19 protein-coding genes and 1 tRNA gene are annotated in these 21,921 nt (G+C 57.8%); 9 read left to right on the top strand and 11 right to left on the bottom strand.

Annotation, left to right across the window (positions count from 1 at the left end):
* The first annotated feature begins 3 nt into the window (after positions 1-3).
* Genes V5D86_RS09185 through V5D86_RS09160 form a run of 6 tightly spaced genes read left to right on the top strand, consistent with a single transcriptional unit; the run spans position 4 to position 6,529 of the window.
* Positions 4-1,017: a 3-dehydroquinate synthase II gene (locus V5D86_RS09185; RefSeq protein ID WP_414596386.1), complete on the top strand. Its 1,014-nt coding sequence runs from the start codon at positions 4-6 to the stop codon at positions 1,015-1,017.
* On the top strand, positions 1,017-2,321 hold the full coding sequence (aroE, locus tag V5D86_RS09180) for a shikimate dehydrogenase (protein ID WP_414596385.1): 1,305 nt from the start codon (positions 1,017-1,019) through the stop codon (positions 2,319-2,321). The genes V5D86_RS09185 and aroE overlap by 1 nt, the downstream gene beginning before the upstream one ends.
* Positions 2,318-3,157, top strand: a complete 840-nt coding sequence (locus tag V5D86_RS09175) for a shikimate kinase (protein WP_414596384.1) — start codon at positions 2,318-2,320, stop codon at positions 3,155-3,157. The genes aroE and V5D86_RS09175 overlap by 4 nt, the downstream gene beginning before the upstream one ends.
* Positions 3,154-4,437, top strand: coding sequence for a 3-phosphoshikimate 1-carboxyvinyltransferase (gene aroA / locus V5D86_RS09170; RefSeq protein WP_414596383.1), 1,284 nt, complete (start codon positions 3,154-3,156; stop codon positions 4,435-4,437). Before V5D86_RS09175 ends, aroA begins: the two co-directional genes overlap by 4 nt.
* Positions 4,413-5,483, top strand: coding sequence for a chorismate synthase (gene aroC / locus V5D86_RS09165; RefSeq protein WP_414596382.1), 1,071 nt, complete (start codon positions 4,413-4,415; stop codon positions 5,481-5,483). Before aroA ends, aroC begins: the two co-directional genes overlap by 25 nt.
* Positions 5,474-6,529, top strand: coding sequence for a prephenate dehydrogenase/arogenate dehydrogenase family protein (locus V5D86_RS09160; RefSeq protein WP_414596381.1), 1,056 nt, complete (start codon positions 5,474-5,476; stop codon positions 6,527-6,529). Before aroC ends, V5D86_RS09160 begins: the two co-directional genes overlap by 10 nt.
* 23 nt (positions 6,530-6,552) lie before the next feature.
* On the opposite strand, the gene V5D86_RS09155 is transcribed toward V5D86_RS09160, so the two are convergent.
* From V5D86_RS09155 to V5D86_RS09110, 10 genes are all read right to left on the bottom strand, one after another.
* Complete coding sequence (locus V5D86_RS09155) at positions 6,553-8,073, bottom strand: FGGY-family carbohydrate kinase (RefSeq protein ID WP_414596394.1); 1,521 nt, start codon at positions 8,071-8,073, stop codon at positions 6,553-6,555.
* 167 nt (positions 8,074-8,240) lie between these two features.
* Complete coding sequence (locus V5D86_RS09150; protein ID WP_414596380.1) at positions 8,241-9,725, bottom strand: PH domain-containing protein; 1,485 nt, start codon at positions 9,723-9,725, stop codon at positions 8,241-8,243.
* Positions 9,722-10,252 carry a PH domain-containing protein gene (locus V5D86_RS09145; RefSeq protein ID WP_414596379.1) on the bottom strand — a complete coding sequence of 177 codons (531 nt, stop codon included), beginning with the start codon at positions 10,250-10,252 and terminating at the stop codon, positions 9,722-9,724. Before V5D86_RS09145 ends, V5D86_RS09150 begins: the two co-directional genes overlap by 4 nt.
* Positions 10,253-10,361: 109 nt before the next feature.
* Positions 10,362-12,011 (bottom strand): dihydroxy-acid dehydratase, encoded by a 1,650-nt coding sequence (ilvD, locus tag V5D86_RS09140; protein ID WP_414596378.1) that lies wholly within the window; start codon positions 12,009-12,011, stop codon positions 10,362-10,364.
* Between the two features lie 148 nt (positions 12,012-12,159).
* Positions 12,160-12,474 carry a 30S ribosomal protein S10 gene (gene rpsJ, locus V5D86_RS09135; protein WP_414596377.1) on the bottom strand — a complete coding sequence of 105 codons (315 nt, stop codon included), beginning with the start codon at positions 12,472-12,474 and terminating at the stop codon, positions 12,160-12,162.
* A gap of 16 nt (positions 12,475-12,490) precedes the next feature.
* Complete coding sequence (gene tuf, locus V5D86_RS09130) at positions 12,491-13,756, bottom strand: translation elongation factor EF-1 subunit alpha (RefSeq protein ID WP_414596376.1); 1,266 nt, start codon at positions 13,754-13,756, stop codon at positions 12,491-12,493.
* A gap of 71 nt (positions 13,757-13,827) precedes the next feature.
* Complete coding sequence (locus tag V5D86_RS09125; protein WP_414596375.1) at positions 13,828-16,068, bottom strand: elongation factor EF-2; 2,241 nt, start codon at positions 16,066-16,068, stop codon at positions 13,828-13,830.
* A gap of 22 nt (positions 16,069-16,090) precedes the next feature.
* On the bottom strand, positions 16,091-16,675 hold the full coding sequence (locus V5D86_RS09120; RefSeq protein WP_414596374.1) for a 30S ribosomal protein S7: 585 nt from the start codon (positions 16,673-16,675) through the stop codon (positions 16,091-16,093).
* A 5-nt stretch (positions 16,676-16,680) separates the two neighbouring features.
* Positions 16,681-17,109 carry a 30S ribosomal protein S12 gene (locus V5D86_RS09115; RefSeq protein ID WP_414596373.1) on the bottom strand — a complete coding sequence of 143 codons (429 nt, stop codon included), beginning with the start codon at positions 17,107-17,109 and terminating at the stop codon, positions 16,681-16,683.
* 188 nt (positions 17,110-17,297) lie between these two features.
* A complete protein-coding gene (locus tag V5D86_RS09110; protein WP_414596372.1) occupies positions 17,298-19,145 on the bottom strand; it encodes a hypothetical protein in 1,848 nt (615 codons plus the stop codon).
* A gap of 248 nt (positions 19,146-19,393) precedes the next feature.
* Between V5D86_RS09110 and V5D86_RS09105 the strand changes: the two genes are divergently transcribed.
* From V5D86_RS09105 to V5D86_RS09095, 3 genes are all read left to right on the top strand, one after another.
* Positions 19,394-20,029 (top strand): translation initiation factor IF-2 subunit beta, encoded by a 636-nt coding sequence (locus tag V5D86_RS09105; RefSeq protein ID WP_414596371.1) that lies wholly within the window; start codon positions 19,394-19,396, stop codon positions 20,027-20,029.
* A complete protein-coding gene (locus tag V5D86_RS09100; RefSeq protein ID WP_414596370.1) occupies positions 20,029-21,270 on the top strand; it encodes a tRNA (N(6)-L-threonylcarbamoyladenosine(37)-C(2))-methylthiotransferase in 1,242 nt (413 codons plus the stop codon). The genes V5D86_RS09105 and V5D86_RS09100 overlap by 1 nt, the downstream gene beginning before the upstream one ends.
* Positions 21,271-21,283: 13 nt before the next feature.
* Positions 21,284-21,359, top strand: a tRNA-Gln gene (locus V5D86_RS09095).
* A 20-nt stretch (positions 21,360-21,379) separates the two neighbouring features.
* Here V5D86_RS09095 and V5D86_RS09090 read toward each other — a convergent pair.
* A complete protein-coding gene (locus V5D86_RS09090; RefSeq protein WP_414596369.1) occupies positions 21,380-21,811 on the bottom strand; it encodes a hypothetical protein in 432 nt (143 codons plus the stop codon).
* Positions 21,812-21,921: the final 110 nt, after the last annotated feature.

Below are 21,921 nucleotides of genomic sequence, written 5' to 3'. Positions count from 1 at the left end.
CCCATGGAGAAGGAAATCTGGATCAGGGCGGACATCCCCGAAGACATGGAAGCGCGCAAGGAGCTTGTGATCTCCGCCTTCGAATCGGGAATAGACAAGGTCATCGTACGCCCGGAGGACCAATGCTTCTCCGAGCTCGGGAAGATCACACTCATCTACAACGATGATGGCGAACTGTCCGGGAACTTCGAACTCGTGGAGCTCTCCACCCCAGAGGACCAGGAACATGCGTTCGGGCTCGCCGGGAAGCGGGACGGGGTGGTACTGGACTCCAGGGACTGGACGGTCATCCCCCTCGAGAACCTGATCGCGAAGTTCAGGAACACGGGGACCAGGGTCTTCGCGTGCGCCGATTCTGTGGAGCAGGCCAAGCTGTACATGCAGACGCTCGAGAAGGGCGTCGACGGCATCGTCGTCTGTACCAAGGATCCCAACGAGATACGTGCGTTCTCCAACATACTCCAGGACAACGGCACCGTAGAGCTCACCGAGATAGAGGTATTGGGTACCCGCAACATCGAGATCGGCGACCGCGTCTGCGTGGACACCATAACAAACATGTCCCCCGGAGAAGGGATGCTCATCGGGTCCCAGGCGGCATGCCTGTTCCTCGTACAGAGCGAGAGCGAGGACAACGGTTACGTTGCCGCCAGACCCTTCAGGGTCAATGCCGGGGCCGTCCATGCATACGCCATGGGCACGGAATGCCGCACCAGGTACCTGTCCGAGTACAGGTCCGGAGACAGCATAGTCCTCGTCAAGAGGGACGGTTCCACGAGGGTGTCCTCCGTCGGAAGGTGCAAGGTGGAGCAAAGACCCCTCCTGATCGTCACCGCGACTGACGGGGAGCACGAATACACCACCATCCTCCAGAATGCGGAGACCGTGAAGCTCGTCACAAGGGACGGCTCGATATCCGCGTCTGCCCTGAAGAAGGGAGACAAAGTCCTGGCCAGGTTAGAATCGGGTGGCCGCCACTTCGGAATGAAGATCGACGAGACGATCACGGAGCTTTGATGAGAGTCTGCGCGTCGCTCAGTTCCGTCTCGGAGCTCGAGGAATGCGATACGAGGATGGTCGAGATACGCCTCGACCTGCTCGGGTCTGTTCCGGAGGTCAGAGACAGGGACCTCCTGGTGACATACCGCGGTCCCATAGATCTGGATGTGCTACCCGAAGGGTTCGACGGCATGATCGACATCGGGGAGGAGCACAGGCCCGATACACACCTGAAGGTCGTGGCATCCCATCATGATTTCACTGGAACGCCCAACGCCGAGCGCATAGCCTCCATACTGAACGGAATGGACTGCGACATAGCCAAGGGTGCGTTCTCCGTGGGCTCGTTCAGAGACCTCACGAGCATACTCGATGCCGCCAGGTCCTTGAAGAGACCCCATGTGATCCTCGGGATGGGCGCATTAGGCACCATCACACGCATAAGGGCATCCATCCTCGGGAACGAGTTCAGCTTCGGATATGTCGGGGAACCGACCGCGCCCGGACAATTGAGAGCCTCCGACATGGAGATGCTGGGCGACGATTGCATGATCCTCGGGCTCGTCGGAAGCCCCATTTCCAAGAGCAGGTCGCCGGCAATGCACGATGCTGCCTTGAAGGAGGCGAACGTGAACGGGGTGTACCTGCCGTTCGATACCACGGACCTCGACCAGATGGAGGAGGTCGTCAGAGGATACGACATCAGGGGACTGAATGTCACCATCCCATACAAGCAGGACATAATGGACCACCTCGACTCCGTGGACAGGGACGCCTCCGCGATAGGTGCCGTTAACACGGTCGTCAACGAGAACGGCAGACTCGTGGGCAGGAACACGGATGTATTGGGCATCCACACCGCACTCACAAAGGCGGGGTTCGAGGCAGAGGACCGCAGGGTCCTGATAATGGGATCCGGAGGCGCTGCCCGTTCCTGCGCCCACTATATGACCGAGAGGGGATGCGATGTCACCATAACCGGACGCAACGCGGAATCCGGCTCCGGACTCGCATCCGATTTCGGTGCCACATTCAGATGCGGCAAATCCGTGTCCGTCATGATGTATGACATCATCGTGAACTGCACCCCCGTAGGGATGTACTCCGATGGACCGTATCCCATCAACATCTCGGCCATCCAACAGGAGCAGACCGTCTTCGACATGGTATACGGGAAGGAGACCGCGCTCATCCATCAGGCCAGATCGAGAGGATGCAGGGTCGCGTACGGGGAGGACATGCTCGCCGGACAGGGTGCGGCATCGTTCGAGATGTGGACCGGGATCGAAGGGATGTTCGACACGATGAGGTCTCAGATATGACATCCATTGGAACGTCCCATGGGTCGATCACCGTGATCAACGCGATGCCATGTGGCATAGGTGCGACGATCGGGGTCGATCTGAGGACGGAAGCCGAGTTCACAGAGGGGGGGAGCTGCAGGACCGTCTCGATATCCAACGACCCCACGGAGGATACCAACATGGCCTCCATCTGCGTCCGCAGAGCGTACGAACGGGCGGGACTCCCCGAGCCGGAGGGGTGGACCCTCGGCATAGATTCGGAGATCCCGGTCTCCAGAGGCCTCAAGAGCAGCAGTGCCGCTTGCAATGCCATCCTCCGGGCAGTGTTCCGGGAGATCGGCCAGGACATGGACGCGGTGGACCTGATCAGACTCGGGGTCCAATGCGCCAGGGAGGCCAAGGTCACGGTCACGGGATCGTTCGATGACGCATGCGGATGCGGACTCGGAGGGATCGTGATGACGGACAATCGCGAGGACACGATCCTGGATCGGAGGGACATCGGCGAATTCGATGTCGTGATCGCGGTCCCCAGGTTCAAGATCAGGAAATCGACCATGCCCCTGGAGAGGCTCCATTCGGTCGCACCCCAGATGCAGGAAGCCATCGGGATGGCCATGGAGGAGCCGTTCAGGGCGATGACCGCCAACGGCAGGATCATATCATCCGTACAGGGCGTGGACAACTCCGTTGCCGAGAAGGCGATGGAGCTGGGTGCGCTCGGCGCAGGGATGTCTGGCTCGGGACCTGCGGTGGCGATCGTCGTGGAGAGGGACGAGGGTAGGGATTTCGCGGAGAGGATGGGCCTGGAGTCCATGGACATCATATTCACAGTGACGAGGTGCGGACAATGACCACCATTTCATTCCAGGGAGGCAGGATAGAGGGAACGATATCACCGCCTCCATCGAAGAGCCATACGCACAGGGCATTGTTCCTTGCATCGATGGCGAAGGGCCGTTCCATCGTGACCAACTGTCTCCTATCGGCGGACACCCTGGCCACGATGTCTGCATGCCGTGCCATGGGAGCCGGCATATCGCTGGACGGGAACGTCGCAACGGTGGATGGCGGCGAACTGAGAGCTCCTGCCGACCCCGTGGATGCCGCCAACTCGGGGACCACCATGAGGATCCTGACAGGGATCTGCTCCCTGTTCGACGATCCTGTGACGATAACCGGCGACGAATCGTTGAAGAAGAGGCCCATGGGACCCCTCCTGGATTCCCTGGAGGCCTGCGGTGTGGAATGCCGGTCGAACGGCGGACTCCCCCCGGTCACCGTCAAAGGTCCAAATCGGGGCGGTCACATGCTCATAGACGGCAGCGTCAGCTCCCAGTTCGTGACGTCCCTGTTGCTGACATCCCCCATGCTCCCTTCCGGATCGAAGATCGAGATCGGAGGCAACCTGGTCTCAGCCCCGTACCTGGATGTCACGACGCACATGATGGGACTGTTCGGAGCAAACGCGTCCCGGGAAGGCAACGTCTTCACCGTCTCCGGCACTGGGTACAAGGCATACGACTACTCTGTTCCCGCAGACTACTCGTCGGCGGCGTTCCCGCTCGTCGCAGGAGCCCTTGGTGGGAGATGCACGGTCACGGGGATGGACCCCGCCGACCCTCAGGGGGACAAGGTGATCCTGGATATCCTGCGCCAGGCCGGGGCGGACGTCACCGTAGAGGGCATATCCGCCAAAGTGGAGGGACGTACCCTCAAGGCGTGCGACATAGACATGGGCAGTGTACCGGACCTGTTCCCGATCGTGACCGTCCTTCTCTGCACCGCAGAAGGGGACAGCAGACTATACGGGGCTCCGCAACTGAGATTCAAGGAGAGCGACAGGATAGAGACCACCGTGAGGATGATCAACGCGCTCGGAGGGAACGTCGAAGGCACCGATGACGGATGCATAATCCACGGGGTCCGGAGACTCCGCGGAGGTCATGTCGAACACCACGGCGACCACAGGATCATGATGTCCGCGGCCGTGGCATCCATACTCTGTGAGGGGCCGGTCACAATGGACGACCCCGAGTGCGCCTCGGTTTCCTTCCCTGGATTCCCGGAGGCCATGAGGACGATAGGGCTCTTATCGGAGGTCCAACGATGTACGAGATCGGCACCAAGGTGAGGTTCAGTCTCTTCGGCAGAAGCCACGGCCCGTGCGTCGGAGGCATACTGGAAGGGGTCCCCGCGGGATTCCCCGTGGATGAGGACATGATGGAGTGCGAGATGGCCCTGAGGAAACCCACCGGGAAGATCGGGACACCACGCAGAGAGGCCGACAAGGTCATGATCGCACAAGGAGTCGTCGACGGGAAGGCCACCGGACAACCGATCCTGATGATCATAGAGAACGGCAACACTGACGGTTCGAAATACCTGAAGTTCTACGACACCCCCAGACCTGGTCACGCCGACCTGCCTGCGCTTCTTAGGTTTCCGGACCATGACCTTCGCGGAAGCGGTCAGTTCTCGGGAAGGCTGACGGCAGCGATCGTCGCCGCCGGATCGATCGCGAAGCAGATGCTCCTCACGAACGGGATACGCATCGATGCGTTCACCAGATCCATAGGAGAAGTGATTGACGGGACGTCCCATTCGGCAGATGAGGCCAGGGGATCCAGGGAGTTTGCCACACGTGCGTGCACATCGAGGATGGACGTCCTCATGCGTGACCACATAGAGAGTGCCGGTGCCGCACATGACAGTGTCGGCGGGACGGTCGAATGCATCATCACAGGACTGCCCATAGGGTTCGGAGGCATCTGGTTCGAGGCATTGGATGCCGAACTGGCAAGGGCGATGTTCGGGATACCTGCATGCAAGGGCATAGAGTTCGGGGACGGGTTCGAACTGGCGATGATGCGCGGATCCGAATCAAATGACGGATACCGCATGTGCGACGGTCGCATCACCACCAAGAGCAACCATATGGGAGGCATAGTAGGGGGGATGTGCGACGGGGCGCCTGTCGTATTCAGAGTCGTATTCAAACCCACGCCGTCCATTGGGATCGAACAGGAGACGATCAACCTGAAGGATGGGACGGACGACACCGTTTCCGTCGAAGGAAGACACGACCCGTGCATCGTTCCGAGAGCGGTGGCGGTGGTGGAGGCCATGGCCGCACTGACGATAGCGGACCAGATTGCGAGGGGATACCGATGGAACTGAATGACATCAGAACAGAGATCGGCGATGTGGACAGGCAGCTCCTGGAGCTCATGAGACGCAGGCTGGAGCTTGCGAAGATGGTTGGCGAGAACAAGGTCGGTACCAATGCTGCCGTGAGGAACATCGCGCAGGAGAACACGGTCATAGACCGCTATAGGGGCTTCGCTCTCGAGAACGGGATGAACCCCGTCTATGCCGAGGCAGTCTGCAGGACCCTCATGCAGGAATCCATAGAGATCCAGGCCGCCCTTCCGAGACCTGTCGAGAACTCCCGCCACATAGCGATAATCGGCGGATACGGGAAGATGGGACGTTGGATGGGGGACATGCTCAGGCAGTCCGGGCATCGTGTGGACATCATCGACCCCTCCGCCGGCAATGGCCTCACCACCGATGACGCCAAGTGGGCGGATGTGGTGATCGTGTCCATACCGATATCCCGCACACCCGGGATGTTGCAGAAGCTTGATGGGATCTGCAAACCGGATGCGCTCATATTCGACCTCTCATCGCTGAAGTCCCCGTTCATAGACACCCTCAGGGACATGGGATCCAGAAGGAAGGTCTGCTCCATCCACCCCATGTTCGGCCCATCCGCCAAATCGATGTACAACAGGAACCTCGTGGTCTGCGACTGCGGGTCCGGAGAGGCGGTGGACGAGGTCATGGACATGCTTGGGAACCATGGGGCCAACATCAGGGTGATGCCCATCGAGGACCATGACAAGTACATGTCATATGTTCTGGGACTGAGCCATGCCGTCAACATAGCGTTCTTCACAGCATTGGAGAGGTCCGGGATATCCTTCAAGGACATGGAATCCGTGGCGTCCACTACGTTCGAGAAGATGATGGACACCAACAAATCCGTGGCACTCGAAGACCCGGGACTGTATTATGAGATCCAGCACATGAACTCCTCCAGGGAGACCATGCTGAAGGAGTTCGACAGGGCCGTCCATGATGTCGTCGAAGCGGCATTGAGCGATGACCCCCGTGCCTTCAAGGAGCTCATGGACAAGGGACGTGAATACTTCACGCTCTGAACCCGGGGGCACCGCCCCCTCTTTCAGATGTCGTTCATCCTCTTCAGGACAGGGAACACAGGCATCATCCTGGACATCACCTCTCTCCTGGAATCATAGAGAGAGCGGTACAGCCTAGTCGTTTCCGGGTCGGGAGAGAACGACCTGTCCACCTCTGCCGCATCGGATAGCGTCCCGATGAGATCGGAGCAATCTCCGACAGCATAGGATGCCATGGCACAATTCGTGAGGACGGCCCCGCCGCGAGTCCTCATGACGACAGCATCGCTCCCGATCATATCGGACTTTATCTTGTTCCAGACATCGTCGGCACTCCCGCCCTCGGCTATCGTTATCCTCCCAAGGTCCACCCCTGCAGCACGATACTCATCGGTAACCCCGATGTAGTCGTACCCTATCGCCTCCAGGACGGAACGCCACAACGTGGCACGATCCGTGTCCAGAGTCATGTTGAGGAACGAGCCGCTCGCATCCGATTCGTCCCCGTAGCCTCCTGTCAGATACGGCAGGAACGTCACGCCCCCGCATCCGGGAGGGACGTCCTTCGCCGAATCGCTGAGCTCGTCGTACCCTATGGAACCTCCGCACACATCATCGCGGAACCATCTTAGCGACAGGCCGCCCGTGCGGATGAAACCCCAATAGAAATATGAATCGTCCAGGGACCCGCTGTTGAATATCAGACCCTTGCCGGGAACACTCAGGTCCGGGACTATCCCGTCCGTGGACACACAGAACATCGCGCAGGTCCCTGCGATGTCCGCTGCCATCCCGGGATGGAACATCCCGCATCCGAGCATCGACTGCATGGTGTCCCCGGCACCTCCGCATATGGGAATCCCAGAACGGAGTCCCGTCTGCTCAGCGATATCGGACGTGAGATGACCTATAACGTCCCATGGCTTTACGATACGGGGCATCATGCCCTTGTCCAGACCCAGTATCGAAAGCTGCTCGTCCGACCATCTCTTCCCGAGGACATCGTATCCCAGTCCCCATCCGGACATCGCACCCTGGTCGATGAACGCATCACGGGCCTTAAGCCCTGCAAGGTGCATCAGAATGTAGGGGGCGTTGTGTATGAACTTCGTACCGGACTCCTTGAAACCCTCATGATTCTTCAGGAACCACCTGGCAAACATCGCGGGGAACATGCAGCTTGCATCAGGGTTCCCTGTCTCCTCGCCCCATATGCTCAGACCCATGGCGTTGATCTCATCCGCATCACTCTGAGTGCGCGAATCGAGATAGTTCACATACGGGGCTATGGCCGACCCCTCATCATCAACGCCGGTTATCCCGCAGATGATCCCATCGCCCATTATGGCGCGTATACCGTAAGGCTCCAGTCCCTTCGAGACCATCTGTTCCGAACATTCCGCCATACCGCGTATTGTGAGCTTGAGATACTCGTCAGGGTCCATCTCGACCATGCGTGGTCCGGGATGGCGTATCGTGGTGGGACTGGACGCCTCTGCCACACAACGGAGCTCCGCATCATATACCGCAACCTTAACGCTCTGTGTTCCGGCATCGAAACCCATGTAGTATCTGTCGCTCACAGTATCGATACTGGATGGGACTCAGTATACAAGCGACCTATTGACCACCCAATTTTTTGGTAGGTCGTTCACGCGTCGTGAAAAGGGAAGGTTTACACTCGAAATGTCATGACTGGACCGTTCCGAACGGCACCGAGCCTGCCATCCGGTCAAACGTACTTCCTGTAATCGTACCTTCCGTCACGTATGCGGTCCATGATCTCATCGGATATCCGGGCCAGGTCATCAGGGTCGAATAATCCCGATTCTATGCTTCTGAATCCCACGGAAGACATGAGCTGCACGGAACAACGGGCCGTATCGAAACGCCTCTGGAGAGGGCTAGATGTCAATGCCACGAACTGCACCTTATCATAATTCACGTATTCCGTGGAGACATCGTATCCCCCGTACACGAACATGAACGAGTCCCTGCCCATATCCACGGTACGATTCCTCTGGGCAAGACCGGAACGGGCGAACAACAAAACTGGAAGTCCTATGGCCGCCGCCACTTCGGAAGCAGTGACCAGCATGGACCATGTGCTGCCGAGCCCCGCAACGGTGCTCTCCGCAAGTATGAAGATCGCTACGAACACCCCTACGATGACGACGGTGTATAGGGAATCGGCCACCATCATTGGTATGAGTGCACGACGCGGTTGATACTCCGGAGTGGGTTCGAAATACAGCTCCGGCAGGAGGTCTGCCAACAGGGCCTCTGCATCCTCCCTCTTCTTCAAAGGACACAGCACGGGCTTGTTCCCATCATCCCCATCGGAAAGTCCCACGACCTCCACCTCCAGAGCGGTCATACCCAACGCACGTGCCATGAGCGGGGAGCGCATGCGTACCGAACTGATCTTGTTCACCCTGAAAGAGCTCCGAGTGGTGGTTATGAGACCACCTTCGATGGTTATCGTGTCCCCCACGCGATAGACCCTGTAGTTGTAGTACTTCAGGATGATGGAGATGAACGGTATGATCTCACTGATCGCGAACAGGATCGCCGCAGTGATGAAACCACCGCTGTTGCCGACGAACAGCATCACAACGGAATAGAACAGCATGATAAGTCCGAATATCGACATGTATGTAGGCTGTGCGAAGACAGCATGCATTATGACGTCCGAGTTCGTGACCTTTATGAGGGTCTCGACCTCCCTGTCCTCCTCCACGGTCATCTCCTTTTCGAAGATCATCGAGTTGAGCCTATTGCGAAGCTCGTCTGCGACATCTCTTTTCAGCACGAGAGTGGCCTCGGCGGAGGTAGCGTTGACGCTGCTGTTGACGTTGAACGTGAGTGTGGAAGTTCCGAAGATGCGGTCTATGATGTCGCGCTTCACGGACACGGAGGCCAGTCTTGTGTACTGGATGTGCTTTACGGACCTGAAGACCGTGTCGGTGACCCTCAGGATCTCGGTATCCCCGAACGTGAACGTGGTCTTCTTCCACCAGAAGTACATAGGGAACACGCATGCACCCAACAGGAGAATGAACACCACTGACGCCTTGAACAGGTTCTCCCATAGCACGTCCAGAAGATTGACGAAGAAGATCGCGGCGAACACCGCTATGACCAGGATGTATTTCGCGATCAGCGATATGTGATTGCGGAGAACGTATCCTCCTTCCCCTTCGGACACTTCGCTCATTCCCTCGCCTTCAGGATTCCGACGACGGTCGAGTTCAGCTTGTCCGCGATATCCTCGGCGACCTCTCTCTGAAGCCACTGGATCTCCACAGTGCCACCGGCAGTGGTTATCTGGACGTTCGCGAGACCGAACATGCGATTGACAGGACCCTCTGTAACATCCACCTGGTGGATGCGCTCGATCGGGACCATCTGATGGGTTATGTATACGACCCCTTTGCGTATGTCGACCTTCTCGTCGTCTATCCTGTACCTGTAGCGCCTGTAGATCACCTGTGGCTCTACCAATGAATAGATCGCGGTGATGATGATTATGGCCGAACATGCGATCTTCACGACCGGTGCGAAATCGACAGACTGTCCAGACACATAGAGCCAGATCGCACCGAATATTACGGCGACTATCGCGAACGATATCGCATTACCGATGTACATGGACTTCCTGCTCACAGGCTCCAGCCTGCGATATCCATCCACTGTCATACCATCCTCGTCGACCGCGAACTGATCGATCCGCTCGGCTCCCATGAACCATGCAACATGGATGTGAAATTTAAAGCTATACTGAAGATGGGATGGATGCAGGAACGGCCCCCGACATTCCGGGATGCCGCCCCTGCGAAAAATACCTTGACGTTCAACCCTCAAGGTATGCGCCGTCGGCCCCGCTGGAGACCAACTGCCTGTATTTCTTCTGGGCCCCGTGCACCGGACGCTCCACGCGCTTCGCATCCTTCAGACGGGCCGCGATCTCCTCGTCCGTGAGACGGACCGAGAGCTTCCTCTCGGGAATGTCTATGTCGATCACATCCCCATCCTTCAATGCGGCGATGGGCCCTCCCGCATACGCTTCAGGAGATACATGCCCGATTGCGCCTCCACGGGAGGCTCCCGAGAATCTTCCGTCGGTTATGAGCGCGACCTCCTCTCCCAGTCCCCTGCCGACTATAAGACTGGTCGGCGAAAGCATCTCGGGCATCCCGGGGGCACCCTTTGGACCCTCGTACCTTATGACGACGACATCGCCCGGCACGATCCTTCCCGACATTATCGCCTCAGCGGCATCCGTCTCCCCGTCGAAGACCCTCGCCTTCCCTGTGAACTTCATCATCTTCGGACTGACGGCCGCCTGCTTGATGACCGACCCCTCCGGGGCCAGATTGCCCTTGAGGACAGCGATCCCTCCCTGAAGATGGTATGGTCTGTCCATGGGCCGGATGACCTCGCTGTCCTTGACGGCCGCGGAATCGGCGATCTCCAGGATCGTCTTGCCATTGGCGGTGGGGACATCGACCAACCTGTCCTTCAGGACATTCAATATGGCCGGTATTCCGCCTGCCCTGTCCAAGTCCTTGATCGCATACGGCCCCGCAGGCCTAAGGCTTGTTATGTGCGGCGTGTCCCTGGAAATCTCATCGAAATCATCGAGAGTTACGGGACATCCGAAATCCTTGGAGATCGCAGGAAGATGGAGCGCGGTATTGGTCGACCCTCCGATCGCCATGTCCACACGGATAGCGTTGCAGAATGATCCGCGGGTGACTATATCGCGAGGCTTGAGGTCCTCCCTGACCATCTCCACGATGCGTCTGCCCGTAGCCCTTGCGATCTGCAATTTCCTATTATCGTTCGCCAGGGCGGTCCCGCAACCGAGAAGACTGATTCCCATGGTCTCTGTCAGACAGGCCATGGTGTTGGCCGTGAAAAGTCCGGAACAGCTTCCCCTCCCCGGACATGCGGTGCATTCGATGGTATGCAGCTCATTCTCGTCGATGTTTCCGGCACTGTACGAGCCGACGGCCTCGAATACGGACTGGAGGTCCATGTTCCCATCCTTTCCGACACCAGGCTCCATCGCCCCACCTGTCACCATGAGGCCGGGTACGTTCATCCGCCCCATTGCCATCAGCATCCCAGGAGTGACCTTGTCACAGTTGGAGACACCGACCCAACCATCTAGGGCGTGACCCTCGACCATGACCTCGCAGCAGTCCGAGATCACCTCCCTGGATATCAGGGAGTACCTCATCCCATTGTGACCCATGGCTATGCCATCGCAAACAGCCGGGACACCGAAGACGAAGGGCCTTCCACCGGCCTCGATGATACCTTCCTTCACAGCCTCGACGATCTCGTTGAGATGGATGTGCCCTGGGACGATATCGTTCCAAGAATTTGCGATCCCTATGAAGGGCTTCTCGAAATCCTCGTCGCTGAGACCATCCGCCCTCAGGAGACTCCTCTGGGGAGCTGCTGCGGGCCCTTTCTTGACTGCGTCGCTTCTCATGCGCTCACTCTCTGTGTGCGTGCATCGATGCGATTTATTTAATGTATGTGTCCGTACGAAAAGGAACAACGGGACCACAATCGGGATTATAACAGAAGGTAAAAAGGTTGGATGAGGTGGCGGGGGATACCCCCGCCTTTGATCGGGTTTATGTGCTCCTGAGCACGATCTCGATGTTCACGCCATCGGGAACCTGAATCCTCATCAGCTGCCTGAGAGCGCGCTCGTCTGCATCGAGGTCGATGAGTCTCTTGTGGATCCTCATCTCCCAGTGATCGACGGTCTCGCTCCCCTCTCCATCGGGACTCTTCCTGCAGGCCACCTTCAGCTTCTTGGTGGGAAGGGGCACGGGTCCACGGATGTCGACGCCAGTCCTCTGGGAGATCCCTTTGATCTGGACACAGACACCGTCAACCTTCGCAGGGTCGGTTCCGCTGAGAGAGATTCTTGCGCGCTGGGACATCTCAATCACTGAGGATTCAAGCCTTCTCGACGGAGATGCACATTCCAGCGGCGACGGTCTGACCCATGTCGCGGATAGCGAACCTTCCGAGAGGCGGGAACTCTTTTGCAGTCTCGATGACCATGGGCTTGGTCGGCTCCAGCTTGACGACGGCGATGTCACCGGTCTTGAGGAAGTCGGGGTGGTCAGCCTTGGTCTGGCCGGTCTTGGGGTCGATGGACTTGACCAGCTCCACGAACCTGCACGCGGTCTGGGTGGTGTGGCAGTGGAAGACAGGGGTGTATCCGACGGTGATGACGGAGGGGTGGTTCAGGACGACGATCTGAGCGGTGAAGGTCTTTGCGACGGACGGAGGGTTGTCGATAGGTCCGGCAACGTCTCCCCTCTTCACATCGTTCTTGGCGACTCCACGGACGTTGAATCCGACGTTGTCTCCGGGGACTGCCTGGGGAAGCTGCTCGTGGTGCATCTCGATGGACTTGACCTCTCCCTGAACGTGGGAAGGCTCGAACATGACCTTCATGTTGGGCTTGAGGATTCCAGTCTCGACACGTCCGACGGGGACAGTTCCGATTCCGGTGATGGTGTAGACATCCTGGATAGGCATCCTGAGGGGCTTCTCGGTGTGCTTCTCGGGAACCTTGAGGGCGTCCAGAGCTGCGATGAGGGTGGGTCCCTTGTACCAGGGGGTGTTGGCGGAGGAGACCTTGATGTTGTCTCCCATGTATGCGGAGGTGGGGATGAAGGGAACCTCATCGGTCTTGACTCCGACCATCTTCATGAGCTTGATCATTCCATCTTTGGCCTCGTTGTACTTGGCCTCATCGTACTTCACGGCGTCCATCTTGTTGATGGCGACGATGATCTGCTTGACACCGAGGGTGGTTGCAAGGAAGACGTGCTCCTTGGTCTGTGCCTGGGGTCCCTCAATGGCGGAGCAGGTGATGATGGCTGCGTCGGCCTGGGAGGTTCCGGTGATCATGTTCTTGACGAAGTCACGGTGTCCGGGGGCGTCGATGACGGTGAAGTAGTACTTGTCGGTGTAGAACTTCTTGTGTCCGATATCGATAGTGACTCCTCTCTCCCTCTCCTCCTTGAGTCCGTCCATGACCCATGCGAAGTAGAAAGATCCCTTTCCCTTCTCCTCGGCTTCCTTCTTGTACTTCTCGACGATGTGGGGGTCGATCGCACCGGTCTCCAGAAGGATCCTTCCGGTGAGGGTGGATTTTCCGTGGTCGACGTGGCCAATGATGACCAGATTCATGTGCTCTTTCTCTGCCATTCTTCATTCCTCCATTGATTTTGGAACTCTGAGTTTCCGATAAGGGGTTTCGTATTTAAGGTTTACAGGCCTCAGAGGCCAGAGTAGTAATTCGCATCGTAGGGCTCGGGGTTGAGGCCCTTCCTGGTCCTGATCTCGCCGACGACCTTCTTCTGAAGCTCGGGCGGGACGTGCTTGAACCCGGCGTTCTCGATGGACCAGAGAGCGCGTCCCTGGGTCGCACCCCTGACATCAGAGGCGAATCCGAACATGTCCGCGACGGGGCACTCCGCAGAGACTGTGGAGTCTGCTCCTTCCTGACCCATCTCGAGGATGGTTCCGCGGCGCTGGTTGATCAGGTTGACGGCCGCCCCCATGTAGTCGGGAGGCACACTGATGAACACATGCTGCATCGGCTCGAGCAGGATCCTTCCGGCCTGGCACATGGCACCGTAGATACCGTCCCTGACCGCGGGGATGATCTGGGCAGGTCCCCTGTGGATGGTATCCTCGTGGAGCTTGGCATCCATCAGCTTGACCTTGAGTCCGCCGACCTTCTCTGCAGCGAGGGGGCCCCTTATCATGGCCTCCTCGAAGGACTGCTTGATGAGCTCCATGGTCTCGTGGAGATACTGGATTCCCTTCGTGCAGTCGAGCAGCACGTTGTTGTTCTTGAATGCGACGATTCCCTTTGCCTCGTCTGCGTTCATGCCGCAGTCGACAAGGGTCTTGGCAAGGGCCTTGGGGTCCTTGATCTTGGCTTCGACGTCGATCGTACCGGTGCGGATGGCCTCGAGGACACCCTCCTCGAGAGGCTCAACAAGGAAGTAGAACTTGTTGTGCTTGTTGGGGGACTTACCCTCGAACTCGGAGGGGTTGCGTCCCTTGACGGACTCCTGGTACACGACGATGGGGGGAGACGAGATGATCTCGACACCCTGTTCGTTGACGATCCTGTACTCGGTGATCTCGAGGTGCAGCTCACCCATTCCGGACATGAGGTGCTCCCCGGTCTCGTTGTTGATCTCGATGTTCAGGGAGGGGTCCGCCTTCGCGATGACCCTCAGAACCTCGACGAGCTTGGGGAGGTCTGCCATGTTCTTGGCCTCGATGGCCTTGGTGATGACAGGCTCGGAATAGTGGGCCATCCTCTCGAAGGGCTCCATGTCCTTCACGGAGGAGATGGTGCTTCCCGCGATGGCATCCTTGAGTCCGGTCAGCGCGACGATGTTTCCGGCCTTACACTCCTCGATGGGGGTCCTGTCGGCCCCGACCATGAGTGCGACGGTCTGGACGCGCTGAGGCGCGTTGGAACCGGAGATGTAGAGGGTCTGTCCCTTCTTGACGGTTCCGGAGAACAGCCTTCCGATGGCGATCTCTCCAGCCTGCTTGTCCATGATGATCTTGGTGACCATCATGGCGACCTCGCCATTGGGGTCGCAGTTGAGCATGTGCTTTCCGATGTCGGAGTTGAGATCTCCCTTCCAGATGGTGGGGATACGGATCTTCTGGGACTCGGTGGGGTCCTGGATATGGTTGATGGCCATCTCGAGTGCGACGTCGGCGAGAGGGATGATCTTGGCGAGTTCCGCCTGTCCACCCTCCCTTCCGCAGTACTCGAAGACCTTGGTGAGGTTCATTCCCATCTTCTGGAGCTCGGGCCTCTGGAGGTAGGGGAGGGAGACCGCCCAGTTGTTGTATGCGGATCCCAGTGCGACGGTACCGTCCTGGAGGCTGACCTGCCACTCCTTGTTCAGGGGTGCGGGCAGGATGTCCATGATCTTCTGGTTGAACTCGGTGATGATCTTGGAGAACTTCTCGATCATCATCTGGGGGGTCAGCTGCTGCTCGACTATGGCCCTGTCGACCTTGTTGATGAACAGCATGGGCCTGACGCGCTCCTTCAGGGCCTGCCTGATGACAGTCTCGGTCTGGGGCATGATACCCTCGACCGCACAGCACAGGATGTAGACACCGTCGAGAGCCCTCATGGCCCTGGTGACATCTCCACCGAAGTCGACGTGCCCAGGAGTGTCGATGAGGTTGACCAGGTAGTGGTCCATCTTGTTGGTCTTGGGGTCCTTGTAAGGAACGACCATCGCGGCGGATGCCGCATTGATGGTGATTCCCCTGGCGGCCTCCTGCTCATCGAAATCGAGCAGACGCTGCTCTCCGGCGAGATCGGAAGACATCATCCCGGCTCCTGCGATCAGGTTGTCGGAGAAGGTGGTCTTCCCGTGATCGATATGCGCGGCAGTTCCGAGGTTCCTGATGAGCTTCTGGTTCTTCATCAGCTCGACTGCTTTCTTCGCGTTGTCCTCTCTGCGTCCCATGTTCACACACCTTTCTTACAGATCATCTGGCGGACTGCGCGACCCTCTCCATCTCCTCTTTCTTCGCGACCGCGTAAGAGGTGATGTCGCCCTTTGCGGCGAGCATGAGCTCGTCGGCGAGGCACTCGTAGATCGGCTTCTTGTTTTTCTGCGATGCCGCGACGACTCCGGAACTGAGGTTGCGGAGCGCGATGTCGAGCCTCCTCTGAGGAGCCACATCGACTGCCTTGGGAACGGAGATGCCTCCGAACTGGAGCCTGGTGACCTCTTCCCTGGGTGCCGCGTTCTCGAGGCACTCGACGAGGACCTGGACAGGGTTCTTCTTCGTCTTGGTAGCGACGATGTCGAACGCCTGGGAGACCGTCTTGTACGCCTTCATCTTCTTTCCGGTGTACTTCTCGGTCCTCATGATGTTGTTGATCAGCCTCTCGACGATGCTGAGCCTGGACTTCCCGAACCACCTGTTGGCGTGCTTTCCACCGGAGTGGGGGACGTTGGTGGGGGTAAGATCGATGTACTTTGCGAGACCGCCATCCTGGACGACCACATCGGAGGTGTCGTACTTTCCGAAGATGAGAGCCTTCTGAGCTACGATTTCGTCTGCCATTGTAATCATCTCACGGGCTTGTCGGTCTTTCCCTTGACCATCATGTCGAGGGAGACGTTGTTGACCTTGATGACCTTGTAACGGACTCCGGGGATATCTCCGTAGGACCTACCCATCCTTCCGCCGATACCCTCGACCATGACCTCATCGTGCTCGTCAATGAAGTTGATGGCTCCGTCTCCGACTGCGAAAGCAGTGATCTGGCGTCCGTTCTTGATGAGCTGAACCTTGACGCACTTCCTGATAGCGGAGTTGGGCTGCTTGGCCTCGATTCCGACTTTCTCCAGGACGATTCCGCGTGCCTGTGCGGATCCCTCGAGAGGGTCGGACTTCTCCCTCAGCTTGAGAACTCTCTTCTTGTATCCCCTGTCCAGCCAGCGGAATTTCTGGCGGTCAGTCTTCATTTTCCTTGCGGTGTACAGACCGTTTCCCAATTTTTCACCTCGCATTATTTATTCAGCGATTGGAACGTCGATGGTAAGACCCATGCGGACCTACCTCTAATGCTGACGTGGCTAGCATAATCTCATATTTAACGGTATCATAGAAGTAAGGGGTTTCGGACCTCCGACCACCACACCATCTTGGACGGTTCCAACGTGGTGTCGGAGGGTACGGGCCTTCACGACGGGTTGAAAGCGTTGAACGCCTTGACGGTCTTCTCCGGACTCACGTTCTTGAGCTCGGGATTCATCCTGACGATCTGGGAGTGCCATTTCCTGATCTCCGCGGGATTCTTGGCACCGCTCTCGAGCAATCCGTCCGGCAGCGGTATGCGCTTGTCCTTGCTGACATAGAACCACACATCGCCCATGTCATCCCTGAGGAGGAACGGTATCTCCCTTATGGTCACCGATTCCACGGAGATCTCCTTGCCGCCGCGCAGCTCCAGTATGTCTGCGGCTATGGCCAGTTTGCTCACGGCTATCCTGTTCTCGCCCTCCTCTAGGACGTGGACCTCGACGGTCTTGTCCAGGTTGAACACGCGGCACTCGTGGCTGCCGCTGCATCCGACCATGACCTTCAGTTCCCCGTGGGAGTACTCGTACGATATGCCAGCCTGGTTGGTCACGGTGAGGAACCTCCTGACAGGACACGAATTGACCGTTATGTACAGAGCGGCATCCCGGGTCGGTGAATCGAACACTGCCGTTGCGATGGGCGTGGTGTCGATGCGGACCGTATCGTCCTCCCACTCCTGGGTGAGGTTGACCTTCTTCCCGGAACCCCCCAGGAACACCGCCTTCTTGGATGCCCCCCTCACGGTCACGACGATGGAATCGGGCAGGTCGTCGACGGAGACGTCCCCCTCCCTGAACGACACGGGGCCGGCACCCACGTCGTACGTGACCACGGGGATGTTCCAGGCCAGCATGACATCGGACCCTCCGAGGGGATACGGTCCGTCGAGACCGTCCTCGTAGATGTTCCTGTGATACTCCTCGGTACCGATCGTGAATGTCACGATCTCGTACTCGGGGATGTCCCCCTTCGCAGAGTAGTCGCAGGAAAAGCCCGTCGCCACGTAGTATGTCTCCGTGGCAAGGACCTTGCCTTCGAAGACGACCGATACCGCGACCCTACCGTCCACACCGTCCAACGATGAGACGTCGAACTGAGCGAGAGGCATCTCCGCCTTCCCCTCGGACGTCTCCGTCCTCACGGTACAGACCTCGGGGTCGACGTTGACGGTCTCGATCCTGAAATCGGGAGCCGCACCATACAGGGGCGCGACCCTGCCACCGTCCCTGATGCCCGCGACACTCTCCGGTGCGGGCATGATGAGCGAGGCGGCGGCCTTCGGCTTGGTCTTCTTGACCGGGACCTTCCTCTCCGGCTCCGCAACCTTCTCCACGGGCTGGGGTCTGTCGCGTACCCTGATGTATCCGCCCTTGGCCACCTCCACCGTGTCCAGTCTCATCCCGTCCAACTCTGCGGAAGACGCGACCTTGGCATCCATCAGCCAGAGGTGCTTCCCCTCCGGATACAGGACCACGGTCGTATCCTCGGCCCTGCTGATCGGCATCCCGTCCGCACTGAACATCATATGGCTGTGCGCGAATATCTCGTACACCTTCTTGCCGTCAATGACGATGGTGAGCTCCCCTAGGGGGGATATCTCGACATCCGTCAGGTCGAACTCCGTCGGTATGGAGGAGACATCGGAATCCAAAGGGGATGATTTGAGACGTCCCAGGATAACGGACCTTCCGTCCTGCTCTACCGACAGGTCATATCTAGCCCCCTTTCCGCCCTCGTATTTCGGGATGTATAGGAGCACCCTGCCGGAACGGATGTTGAACTTCGGCCTTCCACGGGAGAAACCTGAACTGTCGACATCGGACGACGCGACCGGACCGTCTGGTTGGTCTTCGGCAGGCCGAGGACGCTGCTCACTCGTCTTAGAGGGCGCCTTCTTCCCAAGGAAGAACTCATCGAAACTCATGTCTGAGATGTCCTTGCCTGCCATGCTATCACGCGCTGGGATATCCCATTCCCATAGATAATTTAGATGTTGGATTGTTCCAGGGACACGTATCGACGCACCGGGCGTTGAGACGATGCTTTGCGATCTAAATTTGCCAGACCGTGTCGCTGGACATACATGCCCAGTACCGTCCGATGTGCATCCACGTGCACATCCAACGGATGATGACCGTCGCGCGCGTGCGCATCTTTATAATAAGGACTCGCTTAGCCGTGAACATAGGTGAAAGCATGAGCGGTGAAGATGACTATATGGCGCTCCTCAACAGAGCGAAGATCGCATGTCCCGAGACAATCGAGAACCATGAGAGATTCGAGATCCCCGAACTGGACATCCTCCAGGAAGGGAAGATTACGATCTTCAAGAACTTCATCGATGTCACCGACAAGCTCAGGCGCGATCCCCAGCACCTCCTCCAGTTCCTGTTGAAGGAGCTCGGAGCGCCGGGGAACATAGAAGGGAGGCGTGCGGTCTTCAAGGCGAAGATCGGCACACCGCAGATCAATGACAAGATCCAGATGTACACCGAGACGTACGTCATCTGTTCCGAGTGCGGACTTCCCGACACCAAGATGGTCAAAGAGGACAGGACGCTCATGCTCGAGTGCGAAGCATGCGGTGCCCGCAGGCCCATCACCGTGAGGAAGGGCGTCCGCGTCGACAACAGCAACACCCTGCATGAGGGCGACATCATCGAGGTCCGCATAACCGATGTAGGAAAGAAAGGGGATGGGACGTCGAAGTACTATGACTATCTCATCATCGTCCCCGGAACGGTCAAGGGTGCCAGCGTCCATGCCAAGATCACCAAGATCTCTGCGAAGACGGCGTTCGCGGTCCCGACCACCGAACCCTGTACCCGCTGATGCGTTACTACGTCGAATCGTACGGATGTACGATGAATCGCGGCGAGGGCCGCGAACTGGCAGAGGACCTGGCCTCCCTCGGTTTCGAAGAGGCCTCCTCGGTCGACGATGCGGACATGGTCGTACTCAACACATGTACCGTGGTCGAAACGACGGAGAAGCACATGCTGTCCCGGATCGCCGATCTCCGTTCGAAAGGGAAGGAGATCGTGGTCACGGGATGCATGGCTAAGGCGCAGCCGAACCGCATAGAGATCCGTCTGCCCGATGCTCCTATAATCCCCCCGGAGGACTACGGTACCTTCAAGGAGAGGATGCAGGGCAGATACGGCATTCAGGGTTGCGCCACATCCGTGGACTTTGGGTCCGAAGCCATCCTACCTATAGCTCAGGGATGTTTGGGGAACTGCTCGTATTGCATAACGAAGGTCGCGAGAGGCGATCTGAGGAGCTATTCTCCTGACAGACTACTTCACCGGTATGACTCGTTCCTAGAGCACGGCACGAGAGAGATCCTTGTGACCGCGCAGGACACCGCCGCATATGGGCAGGACATCGGTACGACCCTGCCCGAGCTGCTTAGGTCCATGCTCTCACGCGAGGGGGACTATCGGCTCAGGATCGGCATGGCCGACCCCCAGAGCGTATTCAGAGTCCAGGAAGACCTGTGCGAGCTGATGGATGATGAGAGAATATACAGATTCCTTCACATCCCGGTCCAAAGCGGAAGCGATGATATCCTCAGGAGAATGAGACGCAAGTACACAGTGGAGAAATTCTTCGAACTTGTCGACTACTTGCGTGCAGCCGTTCCCGACATCAGCATAGCCACGGATCTGATCTGCGGGTTCCCGGGAGAATCCGATGAGGATCATGCCAAGAGCGTGGATCTCGTCAAAACGCTGCGTGGGGACACCGTCAACATCACGCGCTTCTCCTCCCGCCCAGGGACAGATGCCGCCAAGATGGAGCAGATCCATGGACGGATCTCCGCTGAACGCTCCGCTGAACTCACGATGGTCAAGAACTCCACCGAGCTCGATGTCAACAATGCCCTCGTGGACAGGACGTTCAGAGCGCTGGCCACCGAGAAAGGGAAGGAGGGAACGATCCTCAGGACGAACTCCTACAGACCTGTTGTTGTCAGGGATGACATCCCGCTAGGCACATTCATGGATGTTACCGTGACGGAGGCCCGTCCGACATACCTCTTGGGAACAATCAAAAATACAAGGAATTAATTCAACCTTCTACAGTCCCGTAGTGTAGTGGTCAATCATGCCGGCCTTTGGAGCCGGCGACTCCGGTTCGAACCCGGACGGGACTACCAACCACATTTACCCCGGATGCTTATGATCTGATGAATTGTTCGATGCTATCAAGGTATTTCGGATCGTAGAAGCTACCCCCGTCCATCATTGCGTCGAAGATCGGCTTGTTGAACTCATTCAACCCCTGAAGCTTCATCATGACGGATACGGCGAGAAGGACGCACTTGTCAAGGACGTTCAGCTTGGAACGGTCGATCCATCCACGAAGGTAGTATATCGGCACTGAGAGGCTGTTCCTATCTGCTATGGCTCCCTTGTCGAAACGACCTTCCGAATCCAGACCTACCACTCCAACAGCCTTGAGCCTAGAACGATCCACGGAATCGATACCGACTACAGTATCCTTCCTAAGCCAACCGAAGAACACTATATTCTCGTCCTTCGGATAGGATTCTGAGATGGAGTAACATGACAGCCCGATACGGTCTGACAGATCGCGGGCATACCTCATCGAAGAACCGGACTTGGATGAATATACGATAATCATGAGAATCACTTAGAAGTAAATGATGACGTTCGATGCTACGTTTAGTGCATGGTAAGCTGCCTCGGAATTGCCGG

The sequence above is a fragment of the Candidatus Methanoprimaticola sp. MG2 genome (assembly GCF_047501175.1).
Lineage (GTDB): Archaea > Thermoplasmatota > Thermoplasmata > Methanomassiliicoccales > Methanomethylophilaceae > Methanoprimaticola.
The sequence above is the reverse complement of the archived record's forward strand: the minus strand, read 5'-3'. Positions and strand labels throughout refer to the sequence as shown.